The 15,942-nt window shown below is 23.8% G+C and carries 14 protein-coding genes; 6 read left to right on the top strand and 8 right to left on the bottom strand.

The window, feature by feature from the left end; genetic code table 4:
* Positions 1 to 23 precede the first annotated feature (23 nt).
* From rplJ to AACK89_RS05500, 4 genes are all read right to left on the bottom strand, one after another.
* Entirely contained in the window at positions 24 to 515 is a 492-nt protein-coding gene (gene rplJ, locus AACK89_RS05515) for a 50S ribosomal protein L10 (protein ID WP_338977816.1), read from the bottom strand.
* A gap of 364 nt (positions 516 to 879) precedes the next feature.
* The gene (locus tag AACK89_RS05510; RefSeq protein WP_252320294.1) at positions 880 to 1,092 is read right to left on the bottom strand and encodes a hypothetical protein; all 213 of its coding nucleotides are present in this window, start codon (positions 1,090 to 1,092) and stop codon (positions 880 to 882) included.
* A 152-nt stretch (positions 1,093 to 1,244) separates the two neighbouring features.
* Complete coding sequence (locus AACK89_RS05505) at positions 1,245 to 2,825, bottom strand: hypothetical protein (RefSeq protein WP_338977814.1); 1,581 nt, start codon at positions 2,823 to 2,825, stop codon at positions 1,245 to 1,247.
* A gap of 394 nt (positions 2,826 to 3,219) precedes the next feature.
* Positions 3,220 to 3,945, bottom strand: coding sequence for a TIR domain-containing protein (locus tag AACK89_RS05500; protein WP_338977812.1), 726 nt, complete (start codon positions 3,943 to 3,945; stop codon positions 3,220 to 3,222).
* Between the two features lie 244 nt (positions 3,946 to 4,189).
* Here AACK89_RS05500 and ileS point away from each other — a divergent pair, with 244 nt between their 5' ends.
* Genes ileS through AACK89_RS05480 form a run of 4 tightly spaced genes read left to right on the top strand, consistent with a single transcriptional unit; the run spans position 4,190 to position 9,848 of the window.
* On the top strand, positions 4,190 to 6,952 hold the full coding sequence (gene ileS / locus AACK89_RS05495) for an isoleucine--tRNA ligase (protein ID WP_338977809.1): 2,763 nt from the start codon (positions 4,190 to 4,192) through the stop codon (positions 6,950 to 6,952).
* A gap of 31 nt (positions 6,953 to 6,983) precedes the next feature.
* Positions 6,984 to 7,691, top strand: a complete 708-nt coding sequence (gene lspA, locus AACK89_RS05490; RefSeq protein ID WP_338977808.1) for a signal peptidase II — start codon at positions 6,984 to 6,986, stop codon at positions 7,689 to 7,691.
* Positions 7,636 to 8,502, top strand: coding sequence for an RluA family pseudouridine synthase (locus AACK89_RS05485; protein ID WP_338977805.1), 867 nt, complete (start codon positions 7,636 to 7,638; stop codon positions 8,500 to 8,502). The genes lspA and AACK89_RS05485 overlap by 56 nt, the downstream gene beginning before the upstream one ends.
* Complete coding sequence (locus AACK89_RS05480; RefSeq protein ID WP_338977802.1) at positions 8,502 to 9,848, top strand: hypothetical protein; 1,347 nt, start codon at positions 8,502 to 8,504, stop codon at positions 9,846 to 9,848. The genes AACK89_RS05485 and AACK89_RS05480 overlap by 1 nt, the downstream gene beginning before the upstream one ends.
* A 40-nt stretch (positions 9,849 to 9,888) precedes the next feature.
* Here the strand turns inward: AACK89_RS05480 and tsaE are convergent, their stop codons facing one another.
* From tsaE to AACK89_RS05465, 3 genes are all read right to left on the bottom strand, one after another.
* Complete coding sequence (gene tsaE, locus AACK89_RS05475) at positions 9,889 to 10,359, bottom strand: tRNA (adenosine(37)-N6)-threonylcarbamoyltransferase complex ATPase subunit type 1 TsaE (RefSeq protein WP_338977800.1); 471 nt, start codon at positions 10,357 to 10,359, stop codon at positions 9,889 to 9,891.
* A gap of 95 nt (positions 10,360 to 10,454) precedes the next feature.
* Complete coding sequence (pnuC, locus tag AACK89_RS05470) at positions 10,455 to 11,348, bottom strand: nicotinamide riboside transporter PnuC (protein ID WP_338977798.1); 894 nt, start codon at positions 11,346 to 11,348, stop codon at positions 10,455 to 10,457.
* A gap of 81 nt (positions 11,349 to 11,429) precedes the next feature.
* On the bottom strand, positions 11,430 to 11,903 hold the full coding sequence (locus AACK89_RS05465) for a hypothetical protein (RefSeq protein WP_338977796.1): 474 nt from the start codon (positions 11,901 to 11,903) through the stop codon (positions 11,430 to 11,432).
* A gap of 180 nt (positions 11,904 to 12,083) precedes the next feature.
* Between AACK89_RS05465 and asnS the strand changes: the two genes are divergently transcribed.
* Complete coding sequence (gene asnS, locus AACK89_RS05460; protein WP_338977794.1) at positions 12,084 to 13,499, top strand: asparagine--tRNA ligase; 1,416 nt, start codon at positions 12,084 to 12,086, stop codon at positions 13,497 to 13,499.
* Between the two features lie 227 nt (positions 13,500 to 13,726).
* Positions 13,727 to 14,515 (top strand): rolling circle replication-associated protein, encoded by a 789-nt coding sequence (locus AACK89_RS05455; protein ID WP_338977792.1) that lies wholly within the window; start codon positions 13,727 to 13,729, stop codon positions 14,513 to 14,515.
* 216 nt (positions 14,516 to 14,731) lie between these two features.
* Here the strand turns inward: AACK89_RS05455 and AACK89_RS05450 are convergent.
* Positions 14,732 to 15,831, bottom strand: a protein-coding gene (locus AACK89_RS05450) for an IS3 family transposase (RefSeq protein WP_338977790.1) whose coding sequence is annotated in 2 segments (ribosomal slippage) — positions 14,732 to 15,588 and positions 15,588 to 15,831 — 1,101 coding nt in all. Because the reading frame shifts where the segments join, the coding sequence is not laid out codon by codon here.
* Between the last annotated feature and the right edge of the window lie 111 nt (positions 15,832 to 15,942).

The raw sequence follows: 15,942 nt of genomic DNA, 5'->3' as shown, positions 1-15,942 counted from the left end.
TTTTTTTATTTAATAAGTGTTAATTATGCGTTTTCTTTTTGTTGGGCTACTGCTTTAATTGCTAAAGCCAAATTGCGAACTGGTGCTTGTAAACAAGAAGCTAACATTGAAATTAATTCTAATTTTGATGGTAATGAAGCTATTTTTTGTAACTCACTTTGGTCAATAACTTTCCCTTCAAAAATGCCACCTCTTAATACTAATAATTTATTAATTTTAGCATAATTAGAAACTATTTTAGCTGTTTCTAAGTCGTTTTCAAATCCAAAGATAAAACCATTTGGACCAACTAAACTACTTTCAAGCGATGAATATTCTTTTTTTAAAGCACGAGCAACTAAATTATTCTTATAAATAGTGAATGTTGCACCTTTAGCTCTTAATTCCTTACGTAAAGAACTAATTTCTTCAACATCCATACCTTGATATTGTACAACAATTGTTGTTTTTGAATCATTAATTTGCTTAGCAATTAAATCAATAGTTTTTTGTTTTTCAACCATTGCTGGGCGCATAAGTACACCTCCTTATTATTCTGAAATAACTAGCAATAAGTAGTAAATAAAACTCGGAGCAAAACCGAGTAAATCACATGCATATATAATGATGGAAATTACCTGAGCAACATAATTAAGACAAAAGTCCGTTGCTGTCTTTGGCTTATTCTAGCTTGTATATTATATGATATATATATATTAAAATCAAGAAAAATTTACAAAAGATTAAATAAATAATTTTTTATTATATATCTTTTAAGTTATAAACACTATTTTTAATAACATAAATGCTAATTTCATCAATATCTTAATTAAGATTAAAAAAATAAATTAAAATAAACTTCATATTGAAGTTTATTTTAATTAAAAAAATTGTTTTTTTTTATAACTGGTTACTATTTTTACTACTAGAGTTTTTGCTTTCACTTGAAGAAGATTCACTATTTATTTTTGATTTATCTAACTCAAGATTTTTACAAACTCTTTCTCTTCTTTCAGATTCATTTTTTTCTCCTCAAGCTTTATTTATTTTATCAGCATTTTTAGCATGTGCTTCTTGTTTTAATTTATTATTCTCAATAGATTTTCATGGCATAATTTATTATTCCTTTCACTTTTTGAATATTTTTTCTACCTTTAAATACTCAATAAAATTATATATTTTTTATTAAAAATATATATAAAAATATATAAAAAATTATTCTTACTTAATTAAGTAAGAATAATTAAACTAATTATCGTTATATTTTAAAATGAGTAACGTCGTTGTCTTACATTTGTAGGAGGTTGCATATTGTTCATAGAATTTGCTTTATCTACATCAAACTGATTTTCAACTGGAATTATATTATTTTCAACATTTATTATTGTTTTATCATTCATTAGTTCATTTATAGTTTTAAGTTTTCTACCATCCAGTTCTTGTTTTAATATATTAAATTGTGTTTCTAACTTAGTTTCTAATTTATCACTTGTTAAATCCTTAGATACTGATTTAACTTCTTTTTTTTCTTTTTCTTTTTTATCTTTATTATTTTTAAATATTTTATTATAAATTCATGATTCAACTTTTTTTGATGCAGTTGAAAAAACTGATGTAATTGCTTTAAAACCTCCACTAATAAAAACTGAAGCAATAGCAATATCAATCTTAATTGTTGCCACTACTGCAGCAGCCAAATAAGGAGCTAAAATCACAGGAAGCAAATTTGGAAGAACAGCAATAACAATAGTAATGACTAAAATAATAACCCAAACTTTTCACTCCGTTTTAGATGGCTTTGATTTTAATTCCATTTGTTCTTTTAATAATTCTTTAACTGGCATTGTACTAATATTATTTGCATTTTCTTTATCAATTAAACAAGTGCTTTTTTTATATTCTTCAATACTCTGGTACTTTTTAGTCTGTTTTCAAACTTCAACCTCATTTTTTTCATTATTATCAAAATATATTATTTCTTCAAAAATTGATTCATCATTATAAACTAAAGTTGTTATATAAAATATCTTATCTTCAATTGGAAAAATTTCTTCATAAATTTTTTGAACATTTTGACTTTTAATATTTCATTCTTTTTTTATTTCTTTTTTTAACTTAGAAATATTTTCTAATATTTCTAGTTTTTGCTCTTCAGTTAAATTTTCTTCATCAATTTTTCTTTGTAGTTCTATTCTTCTATTAATATTTTCTTTTAATGATAACGGCATCCAATCATCACTATAACTATCTAGTTCACTATTTAAATTGCTTATAGTATTTTCTAATTCTTCAATTTTAGAATTATTTTTTTCAATATTATTATTCAATTCTTTTTTTATATTTCTTTGTTCTTCAATTTCTAATTCTTTATCTGATATTGTTTCTTTAAGCGCAAAATATTCTCTAAATTCACTATCGGTTGTATTTTGTTTCTTAGTTTTATTTATTTCCATTTTTCTTTCTTTACGTTTTAAATCATCAAGTAAAGGTTTAAGTTGAATAATTTCTAATTCAAAAAGATTTTCTCTAATAATAGTTAATTTTTTATTTAAATCATCATTTGTTCTTTTGACATCTTCTAATTGTTTTGTAAAATTAAAAATTTCTTCTCTAAGTTTACTTATCTTTTGATCTTCTATAATTGTAAGACAATTATATTTATATTTATTTAAAACATTACTATCATTATTTGCTTCATTTAAACTATTTTCACTTCTAGAAGATTTTATTGCTAAACCTCCATGTCTTTTTTTTATAGAACCATCGGTTTGAGCAAAAATATTTTCTGGATTATTTTCCATTATTCGCTGAAATGTTGTTGATTTTCTTTTATCATTATCACGCATTTTATACACCTTCTTAGTAAAATAAAACCCATTTACTTACAAACAAAGCAATGGGTTAAAAACTATATTTAGTTTTACACTTATCTTTTACCAAATTTTAGAAATTTTTACAATATTTTTTATTTTCATATTATATAAATAATTTAAATATTATTAAATTTTGAGGTATATAATAATTATTTAAAATAAAAGAGTTACCAATAATGGTAATTCCTATTCACTGTTAGGTGCCAACCGCAATGAATATTTACTTACCCTTAACTAAGTAAGTATTTTTATTATACTACTAAAATAAAGTTTTTTTAGTTTTATTTACTAAAAAAAATAAAACCTTTTTAATTTTATATATTTTTGATAATAATTTGATTTAAAAAAAGAAATCAACAAATAAATATTAAATAGTTGCAGAAATAGAGTCTATATTATTCACTTTTGTTTTAATGTCTTCAAATAAATTTTTTTGTGATTTCTGTTTTTGTGAAGAGAAATAACAATTTAGTTTATTTTTAGATTTTTTTGGACAATCTTCTATATTTTCTTCAAACAAATTTATTTCTTTGAAAAGATCAAAGTTTTTTTTCAATTTTTCAGTTTTAACTTTATCTTGACATTTATCAAGTAATTTTTTAAACTTTAAAGGATTTGAAACTACATTTGAAAAACTTTCAACGATTGCATAGTTATTTATTACATTTTCATAAATTCTTGGACTAGAATTTTGTTCATTAATTAAAGTTTTGTAATCATTATCATTAAAATCACAATTTTTTTTTGCTTTTTTAATAAAATCATCAGTTAAAAGTATTAATAAACCATTTTTTCCCCTTCGATGAAGACTACCATATATTGATAATGAAGATGCAATTTCTCAATCAATATGTTTTCTACATTTTGTATGTTTTCCTAAAATAACTACAGTAATATCTGAATCTTTTAAATACTCTTCTCTAATAGTTTTAAATATCTTTTTAGGAGGCAATTGCGGATCAATATCACCTAGTTTTACAGATACGTCTTTCACTTCAAAATATTCTCCATAACACTGCAAAATTAATTCTGATAATTCATCCTTTGCTTTTTGTTCTCTTAAATGATGATATGAAATAAAAATTTTTAACATTATTCATTAACCTCTTTTTTAAAATTTTAAAAATATTTTTTATAAACTTTAATAAGTTTATACTTTATTATAAAATAATACTCACTAAAAGTAATATTTTTAACTTTTAAGTTTTATAAAATCTTATTATTAAAATAAAGTAAATATTATACAAATTTCAAGTAATTACTAGTATAATGATTTAAGAATAAAAAAGAATAATTAGTACAAATAAAACTTGTTATTTTAAAGGAGAATAATATACATGAATAAAAACTATAAAGATACATTATTAATGCCTCAAACTAACTTTGAAATGCGTGCTAATTTAACTATAAAAGAACCACAACTACAAAAATATTGACAAGACCAAAAAATATATCAACAACTAATTAACAAAAATAAAAAATCTACGAAAACTTTTATCCTTCATGATGGACCTCCATATGCTAACGGTGATCTACATTTAGGACATGCATTAAATAAAATTTTAAAAGATATTATTGTTCGCTATTATAATAGTAGCAATTATTATGCACCCTATATTGCAGGTTGAGATACGCATGGTTTACCTATTGAAACAGCAGTTACTAACTCAGGAATTAATCGTAAAACAATAGCAGTATCAGATTTTAGAAAACAATGTCAAAAATATGCAGAACTGCAAGTTGCTAATCAAATTAATCAATTTAAAACATTAGGATTACTAACAGATTTTGAAGATCATTATGTTACTTATGATAAAAAATATGAATCTGAACAAATTAAAGTTTTTGCTAAAATGGTAGAAAAAAAACTAGTATATCGTAATTTATATCCTGTATATTGATCACCATCAAGTGAAAGTGCCTTAGCTGAAGCTGAAGTTGAATATTTAACAAAAACTAGTGCTGCTATTTATGTTGCCTTTTTACTAAATGATGAAAAAAAAATATTTAACTTACCTACCTCACTAGTAATTTGAACAACAACACCATGAACCATTCCTAGCAATCAAATGTTAGCAGTAAATGAAGAATTTACATATAGTATTATTAAGACTAATGAACAACAATATATTATTGCACAACCATTGATTGATTCTTTTACTAAAGCAAACAACATCACCGATTTTACAATTGTTAAAACAATTTCTGGTAAAGATTTAATTGGATTAACAGCATTACATCCATTATATCAAAGAAAAACCCCAATCGTTCATGGTTCTCATGTTACTATAAATGATGGAACTGGAATTGTTCATACTGCTCCAGCGTTTGGTGAAGAAGATTTTGATTTAGGATTAAAACATAATATCAAAATTCTTTGTCCAATTAATGATCAAGGTCAATTTACAGCAGAAATCAATGATGAACAATTAGTCAATAAGTTTTATGATGATACTAATAAAATTATTGTTGAGCGCTTAAAAAATAATGGTACATTAATTGGTATGAAATGATTTAAACATCAATATCCACATGATTGACGAACTAAAAAACCCGTTATTTATCGTGCTACTTTACAATGATTTATCGCTATTGAAAAAATCAAACCATTACTTACTAAAAATATTAATAAAGTAAATTTTGTTCCTGAATGAGCAAAAAAAAGAATGTTATTAATGACAAATAATCGCTATGATTGATGCATTTCTCGTCAACGTGCTTGAGGATTACCAATTCCAATTTTTTACACTGAAAAAAAAGAACCAATCATGGATATAAACCTTATTAATCATGTGGCTGATTTATTTGCTAAACATGGTTCAAATATTTGATTTGAAAAAGAAGCAAAAGATTTATTACCACCTAAATATCAACATAAAGATAGCCCAAATGGTATTTTTTATAAAGAACAAGATATCATGGATGTTTGATATGATAGTGGTGTTTCCCACTTAGCAGTTATTAAAAATAATAATTTACCTTGACCAGCAGATTTATATTTGGAGGGTAATGATCAATTTCGTGGTTGATTTAATTCAAGTTTAACAACAGGAACTATTACTAATAATAGTAGTCCATATAAAAACTTGTTAGCACATGGTTTTGTAACTGATGCTAAAGGCAATAAAATGTCAAAATCAATTAGTAATGTTATTAGTGTTAAATCAATTTGTGATACTAATGGTGCTGATATTTTACGATTATGAGTAGCCAGTGTTGATTTTACTGATGATACAAGAATTGGTACTGAAATTTTAAAACAAGTTAGTGAAAACTATCGTAAAATCAGAAATATTTTTCGTTTCTTACTAGGTAATTTATTTGATTTAGATATCAAAACTATTGAAAATAAAACAGAAGAAGAAATTATTAATAGTTTATCAGAAGTTGATCAATATATTTTAAATAAATTAAACGGATTAGTGATTAAAATTAATGAAAATTATCAAACTTACCAATTTAATACTATCTATCATTTAATTTTAAATTTTGTTACTAATGATTTGTCTGCTTTTTATTGTGATTTTACTAAAGATATTTTATATGTTAATAGCAAAAAAGACATTAGAAGAAAACAAGTACAAATAACAATGTTTTTAATAGTAAAAACTTTAATTGGTTTATTAGCCCCTATTTTACCACACACTACTGAAGAAGCATTCCAAAGTTTAACTAAAAAAGATTTAAACACAAGCAGTGATTCTATTCATTTAAAAAAATTTCCACAACCATGAAATTTAAACAAACCAACAAAACTAATGGAAAAATGAGAATATTTTATTAACTTTAAAAATGAAGTTAATAAAGTTATTGAACAAGCTAAAAAAGACAAAATTGTTAAAACAGCCCTAGAAACAATAGTAACTATTATTTTTAAAGATAATCATAATATCTTATCAACAATTGATGAAAAAGAATTAGCACAATTATTAATTGTTAGTGAAGTTAATATTAATTATAATAATAGCAACGTTAATGATTGAACTATTAATGTTAAAACAAAAGATGGTACTAAATGTCCTCGCTGTTGATTAATTGTTAATGAAACAAAAGAAGATGTTTGTAATCGTTGTTTTGAAGTGTTATCCTTAATAATGTAAATAACTAATATTAGTTTAGAAAGAAGTAATTATGGAATTTTCTTGATTAGCAATTAAAAATCATTTAAAAACACGTGATTGAAAATGATTAACTAAAATAATTTGTTTTTGCGTAATTATTATTCTAATTATCACTGATCAAATGATAAAATTAGCAGTACAAAATGGAATAAAAGCTGGTGAAGAATATAAATTCATACCCGGATTTATTAATTTAAAATTTATTATTAATTATGGTTCTGCTTTTAGTTTTTTTCAAAATCAAAGAATCTTTCTAATAACTTTTGCTTTTCTAGTAGCAATTGCTAGTAGCACCTGACTATTATTTACTAAATCTATTAACAGAGCACTAGGTCTCAGTTTTGTTATTGCAGGAACAATCGGTAATTTAACAGATAGATTTTTACACAAAGCTGGTGTTATTGACTTTTTATTATGACAACTATTCCCACCATATACTATTTTTAATACTGCGGATATATTCATTACCATTGGTATCACAATTATTATTCTACAAATAATTATTGGAACCATAATTAATGCCTATCAAGAAAAGTTTGGAGAACACAATAATGAAGTCAACAATGGAACATTTACAACAATCATCAATGACAGAAAATCAAAAGATGATAAAACTAAAATATCATGAAAACAAAAATATCCGCATCGACAAATATTTAGCAATGGTATTAACAGAACATCATTATTCACGAAATTTTATCCAAAATTTAATCACTAATGGGCAAGTAATAGTTAATAATAAAACTATTTCATCAGCTAACTTATTATTAAAAAATAATGATGAAATAAATATTATTATTAAAAATGACAAAGATAACACTTTAAAAACAACTGCAATTGATTTTGAAATAGTTTATGAGGATAATGAAATTCTTGTTATTAACAAACCTAATAATTTGGTTGTCCACCCAGGAGCAGGTAATTGAGATAATACTTTAGTTAACGGATTATTATTCCAGTCTAAAATTGAAAATATTGAAGAAAATAATTTACGTCCAGGCATTGTTCATCGTATTGACAAACAAACGACAGGATTATTATTAGTAGCTAAAAATAAAATTAGTCATCATATTTTAGCAGAACAATTACAAAAACATGAAATTAAACGAATTTATATTGCATTAGTTCATGGTACAATTAAAGGTAGATCAGGAACCATTAAAGCACCTATTGCTAGAAGCAATAATAATCGTCTAAAAATGATGGTCAATGAACAAAATAGTAAGAAAGCAACTACTCATTTTACAGTTATTGAGCGATTTAAAGACTATACTTTAGTTCAATGTCAATTAGAAACTGGTCGAACACACCAAATTCGTGTTCATTTTGAGTGAATTGAACATCCAATTGTAAATGACCCTTTATACAGCAAGTTTAAATTGGAAAATGCTAATATTGGACAATACTTACATGCTAAAGTCATTACTTTTACTCATCCCACAACTAAAAAAGTTATGACTTTTGAATGTAATTTACCTGATTTTTTTGAAAATAAATTACAATTATTACGAAAGGAAAGTGTTAAATAATGGATGATAATATTCTAGATATTTTAGGTTTACAATTAGTTGATTATTTTATTAGTCATCAAGATTATCGACCATTTAATGTTCCTAAAGAATTAAAACTACATGTTAAAGGTGAAGTATATCTAACTAATAAAGATAGTAATACTTATCATATCATTAAAATTATTAAAGAAAATAATTTTAATCCTCACCATTTAAAAAACAAAGATGAAGTTTATGAAATTTTACATAAACAATTAGCAGATGAAGGTGTTAAAGATATTCGTTATTTAATGGTTATCTTAAATGATGATAACCAAAACGAAAATCGAATGTCACCAGCAGTTGATGTTATTATTGCTACTAGTGATAAAATTGTTCAAGAATTATCTAAATTTTATCCTAGTATTACTAAATTTATTAAGGTAGACTTACCCCAACTTGAAACTGAAACTGAAAATAATGAAGATAATAGTACTGGAACTTTAAGTGATAATTGAAAAAAAGTTAATTTTCAAAATCGTCGTTACTTAAGCGAAACATTAAAAAAATGTACTAATGCTAATTTGGCAGTTACCTGATTTCTTTTTATAATTCCTATTATTACACTTGTTGTTTTTCTAGTAATTATAAATCTTAGTCAAGATGATTGATTAGCATTAGATTATAAAAAACAACATTTGCTTTTTGGTGCCAATTATCATAACTTAATATTTGGTGCTTATCAATATTGAAGGTGATTAATTTATCCATTTGCTGGTAATGATATAAATCCTTCAGCTCCTATTAATTTAATATTTTCACTTTGAATGTTTTATCGTGTTGGCAGATTTGTTGAAGGATTTTATGGATGATGAAAAGCAATTTTCATTTGAATTGGTGCAATGATTCTAACTGGTATTTTACAAAGTGTTGTTGATAATATTAATATCATGTCAGGATTTTGAGTTTTTCCTGTAATTTCATTAGGAGCAATGTTACCTTTCATTTGAAATTATAAATTATTTAAAACTCCAATTATGAGTCGTTTCTTTACAACTATTTTATTAATGTTAATATTTTGATTTATAACTGATCAACAAGTAGTGACATTATTATATTGAATGATTGCTTTTGTCACAGGATGATTATTTGCTTCTTTAATCGGATATCATAATCGTAAAATAACTGTGTATTATGCTTTTAGTCCAATTGCTATTGGTTCATTAATATTATTTGCTGGTTTGCTTTGAGGTTTAAATAATTATTATCCTGTTGATGATAATAACTATACTTTAGAAGTATTAAAACAATATCAAAAACTTGGTTTAATTAGTCAAAGTACTATTAATAGCATTATGCTTAATTACTTTCATATACAAGTATAAAAAAAGTAGGATTTTTCCTACTTTTTTTATAAATAAAATTCTATATTTTTTTTAATGCGTCAAATAAATACTTTTCTTCCTCTTTTGTAAGAAGATTAGTATTAATAACTATTTGTCTACTATTAATATCAATAATTTTAAAATCTATAGCAATATATGAATAATTATTAAAATTAATTTTTAATCTTTCTGATCATTCAATTATCATAAAATTATTCATCATTATTTCATAATATTCTTCTAAATGAGGATTAATTAAACGATAAGCATCCATATGAATTAAATTTCATTCATATTTAGTTTGACACTTATTTCAAATAATAAAAGTTGGTGAATTAATAATATTTTTAACTCCAAGTAAATTACCAATTAATTTAGTAATTTGCGTTTTACCACTACCAAGCGGACCATTTAATAATAAAATTAAATTTGGTTTAGCAATTTTAGCAATTATTTTGGCAAGAGTATTAGTGTCATCTAATTTTTTTAATATATATACATTTTTTTTCATAATAACCTTCTTTGATAATTATTTTATACTTTACAAACTATTATACAAAATAATAACTTATTTTCTAAATTATTATTTTTCTTATTTAAAAGTTATTACTGCTCATATGTTTCTTTTTTAACTACCACTTTTTCTTTACTTCTTACAAAAAATCATTGATAAAAACCAAAGCATGAATTACCAAGAGCAACAATTCACATTAATAAAAGATTTACATCCAAACGATTATGAGCAGCTCCCGAATACATAGCTATTTGAAAAATATTAACGATTATTCAAAAAATTCATTGTTCACGAAAACGTAATAACATTAGTATTTGCGCAACAATACTTAAAGAATTAGTTAATGAATCTAGAATATGTGGTAAAACTTGTTGAAAAGTATTACCATCAAAATCATATTTCCCTAAAATTACAGGTGAAAATTCAGGAATTTCAAAATAAAAAAATACTGATAAAACAATTGCAAAGTAAATAGTAGCAATACTTGTTTTTAAATTTAAACGTTTAGAAATTATTTCTTGTTGTGAATCTAAATGAAATTTCCATAAACTATAGCCAATAAATTGAAAAGGCAAAAAGAAAAATAAATTCAACTGCATATCACCAACATAATCTCAAACTAAAGCAATACAACCATAAATACTAACAACAAAAAAACCTCAAAAAAAATTAGAAATTTTACCAAACGAAATTAAAATTATACAAATAACATTAGTAAAAGCAGCAATACCATTTAAGAATAATAATACTTGCTGTCAAGGATGATAAGCTTGACGATTTACAATAGTTCAGACCGAAGGATATAAATTAGGATTAATAAAATGATTCAAATCAAAAAATGTATTTCATAACATAAAAATCCCCAAACAAATAATAGCTACTTTAGCAGAAAATGGAATTTTATTAAGATCTTTGGGTATTGATAATAAAAATTCTTTTATATTTTTCTTTCTTTTTATAAATTTAAATTTTATATCTTTAAACATATTTTCTTCCTTTTAAATTTATTTATTTATGTTCACTATTGTATTATTCAATCGTAATTTTCCATAAATTGCCAATGTAAGTTAATCATTAACTTTATCTAGTTCACTCTCATTAATAAAAATACCATTAATACCATTTTCACCAATACTACCATCACCTTTACCAAAATAACTTAACTTTAAATCTAAATTCAAACTAGATAAATCAACAGCATAAAAATGTCATATTTTTATTGAAGTTTTATTAGCATAATAACTACCAAGTCTATAAATACAATCAAGTTTTAAACTGCTAATATTAATTCCTGTCTCTTCTAAAATTTCATTCTTAACAGTTTCTAGTGATGATTTACCTAATTTACAACCACCTGTTAGAGTACTAAAAAATGATATCTTTTTATTTTCAAATAAAGGATTATTTTCTTTCATTAATAAAAATCAATATTGATTATATTTATATACAAAAGGTAAAACTGCAACTCCTTCATTATTACATCATGGTTCACTAACATCTATCATAAAGCCATTAGTAATTAACTTTAAAAATTTGCCCATAATAAACCCCCTTTACTATAAGTAATATTATAACATTAACTTAAAATTGAATTTCAAATTTTATACTAATTAAAAATAAAATTTATCCCAAATATTAATGAAAAAAATCATAAATAATTCCCTACTAAGATAATAGTTAATATATAATTTATTTATTATATATAAATAGGAGGAACAATAATGATTTACACAATTAATAATTTATTTATTAATAGTAACGATAAAACTAAAAAAATACCAACACAAGTAACTGTTAACGGTTGGGTTCGTTCTAATCGAAATAGTAAAAAAGTTGGGTTTTTAGATTTAAACGATGGTTCTTCAATTAATAACTTACAAGTAGTATATGATCCAAATTTAGAAAATAATAACAATTTAACTAATGTTACTACTGGTAGTGCTGTTACTATTATTGGTAATTTAATTTTAACACCAAATGCAAAACAACCATTTGAACTAAAAGTAATTACTGCTACTGTCTACAACATATGCGCTAATGATTATCCAATCCAAAAAAAAGAACATACAAATGAATTTCTTCGTGAACACGCACACTTACGTGTTCGTACTAATACTTTCTTGTCATTATTTAGAATTCGTGATCAAGTATCATGATCTATTCATAAATTTTTCCATGATAATCAATTTATTTACCTACATAGTCCTCTTATTACAGCTAATGATGCTGAAGGTGCTGGTGAAAATTTTATTGTTACTACTATAACTAATGATAAATATGAAAAGGATTTTTTTGGGAAAAAAGCCTCATTAACTGTTAGTGGTCAGTTAAATGCTGAAGCCTACGCTCAATCTTTACAAAAAGTTTACACATTTGGACCAACATTTCGTGCTGAAAAATCTAATACTACACGTCACGCAGCAGAATTTTGAATGGTAGAACCAGAATTTACCTTTAGTAATCTACAAGATAATATTATACTAGCCCAAAAACTAATAAAAACTGTTATTAGAGATGTTCTAAATAATTGTAATTCTGAATTAAAATTCTTAGAACAAAAACAAGAAACTAAAAATGAACAATCACTAATTGAAAAATTAGAAAAAATTGCCGATTTTAAATCTGATTTTAAAGTTATTACTTATACAGAAGTCATTGAATTACTTTTAAATGCACAAAAAAAAGGAAAAAAATTTGAATTTAATGAAATTAAATGAGGAATTGATTTACAATCAGAACATGAAAGATATTTATGTGAAGAAATAACTAAACAACCAACTTTTGTTATTAACTATCCACAAACCATCAAAGCTTTTTACATGAAACTTAATCCAATTGATAGTAATCATCCACAACAAAAAACAGTGGCAGCTATGGATTTATTAGTGCCAGGGATTGGTGAATTAATTGGTGGTTCTGTTCGTGAAGATAATTATGAACAATTACTAAAAAATAAAACTCAATTCAAAATTGAAGGTAATGATCTACAATGATATTTTGATTTAAGAAAATATGGATATGCACCAAGTGCTGGTTTTGGTTTAGGTCTAGAAAGATTTTTAATGTTTATTACTGGTATTAATAATATTAGAGATGTTATTCCTTTTCCTCGTACACCAAATAACTTATTATTCTAAAATAATAATATTTTAATAATATCTTTTTAAATTAAACTTATAATGTTATTTAAAAATCCTATTACCACATTAAAATCCAACATAATATATAATTAATTTAGTATTAAATAATTATTAAGTAACGTTTTTCTTTTATTGTTTGTTTTTATATTTTTTTATGTTAAGATTTGTTTGTTATTAAAATATATAAAATTGGTTTTTTAAAACCTAGAATTGCGAAATTTTATATGGATATTCAACAGGATTTTTATATTAAAAAAGTTTTTTATGCTTGTTATGTAAAAAATATAGTATTACCTATTTCATTTTTGACTAATATTGGAAATAAAAAAGGTAAATGTTATGTTGGTAATAAGCAAAAATTAAGAAATAGTACTGTTCGTACTAAAACTAATTTAATTCAAAAAGCATTACATAATTTTTATAATAGTAAAATGTTAAGTTTTGTTACTTTAACTTATAAAGATAATATGCAAGATGTTAAAAAAGCAAAAAAACATATTGGTTTATTTTTTATTAAATTACAAAAGTGATGAAATGACCCTAAACGTTTTTCGCATTTAGGAGAATTAAAATATTTTTATGTTTATGAGTATCAGTCTCGTGGTGCTATACATTTTCATATAATTTTCAATAGAAAGATACATAAAAGTATGTTAGCAGAATGATGAATTCATGGTTTTAATGATTTAAGACTAGTTAAAAAAGGTACTAATGAATTTGTTATTAAATATTTAGGAAAGTATGTTACAAAAGCAATAGATGATGTTAAGTCTTTAAATCAAACAGATGTAGGTGTAAAGGCTTATGCTTTTAGTCGTAATTGTAAAAATCCTATTGTAGTTCGTGGTATTAAGAAATTAACAATTGGAGATATAATTAAAGCAAGTTTTAATGCTACAAATTTATTTTATTTTAAAACTCAAAGAGATAGTAATGGTAATACTGTTATGATTGGTGGTATTATTGAAAGTATTGTTGTAAATGATTATTTTAAAGAGTATGAAGATTATTAACGCTATGTATATTTAAGTGCTTTATCGCATAAGCATTATTTACGGACTAGTGAAATTGGTTATTTAATTCAAAGAGATAAAGATGTTTTGACTTGGGTAGATAAAATTTTTGGTAATAAAGTTGAAAAAATAGATTTTAAGAAAAAAGTTTTACATTAGAAGAAAAATTTAATTTTGGAATGGCAACCCTTTTTAGGACTATTTTTTGGTAGACATTTATTTTTGATAATTAACTGGAGTTAAGTAGTTTAAAGTGCTGTGAATTCTTATGTTGTTATATCAGTTGATGTAATCAAATAATTCTAATTTTAATTGGATTAATGATGTAAAATTTTTATCATTAATAAATTCAATTTTGAAAGTTTTAAAAGTTGCTTCAGCAACAGCGTTATCATAAGGACAACCTTTTTTGCTTAAAGAGCGATTAATATTGAATGCTAGTAAAAGTTTATCAATAATTTTATTATTAAATTCATTACCGCGATCACTATGAAATATTTGAATATCTTTTAAACAACGATTTGAGTGCATAAATGCTTGATGTACTAATGATGCATCTTTTTTAGTACCTACACTATGTCCAATAATTTCGCGGTTAAATAGGTCAATTAATAGGGAAATATAGTTTCATTTACCATTAACTTGAACATAAGTTAAATCACTAACAATAACTTCATTTTTAAGCCTATTATTAAAGTTTCTATTAACGATATTGGTTATTTGACTATCGTTGACTTTATTATGATGATTTTTGAATGATAATTTAGTGTATTTTGATATTAAATTATGTTTATTCATAATTTCTTTAATTTTTCTGCGTGACAAATAAATATTCTTTTCTTTTAGAACAACTTTTAATCTTCTTGTTCCATAAACTTCTTTATTTTCTTTAAAAGCACTAATAACAGCTTCATCATAAATATTATTTTGTTTTTTTTCTTTTTCCTTTAAATTAAAATAATATGTTGATTTAGAAAGTTTTAAAAAACGACACATTGTGCGAATTTTATATTTAACTTTATTTTTAGCAATAATTTCTATTTTCTGCCTATTATTAGTGATGCTTGCTTTAAAATATCATTTTCCATTCGTAACTGTTTTAATTCTTTTCTTAATTTAATTAATTCATTTTCTTCAATAGAACGATTATCTTTAGTTTTAAAACTGCCTGAATTAGTAAATTGCTTAATTCAATTATAAGTAGCTGCTCTTGTAACATTGTACTCTTTAGCAAGACAAGACACTGACTTACCGCTTTGATATAAAGCTACTATTTGTTTTTTAAATTCATCGGTATATGAGTTAATATTGGCCATAATTATAGTTCCTTTCTTTTAACTAATTTGTTCACTTGTCTACGTAATTAGTGTCCAATAAAGTGTAACCTATCCATTTTTTCTATAATTTTACTTGTATATATATATATA

This window comes from Spiroplasma endosymbiont of Panzeria rudis, assembly GCF_964019705.1.
Taxonomy (GTDB): Bacteria; Bacillota_I; Bacilli_A; order Mycoplasmatales; family VBWQ01; genus Spiroplasma_E; species Spiroplasma_E ixodetis_A.
The sequence above is the reverse complement of the archived record's forward strand: the minus strand, read 5'-3'. Positions and strand labels throughout refer to the sequence as shown.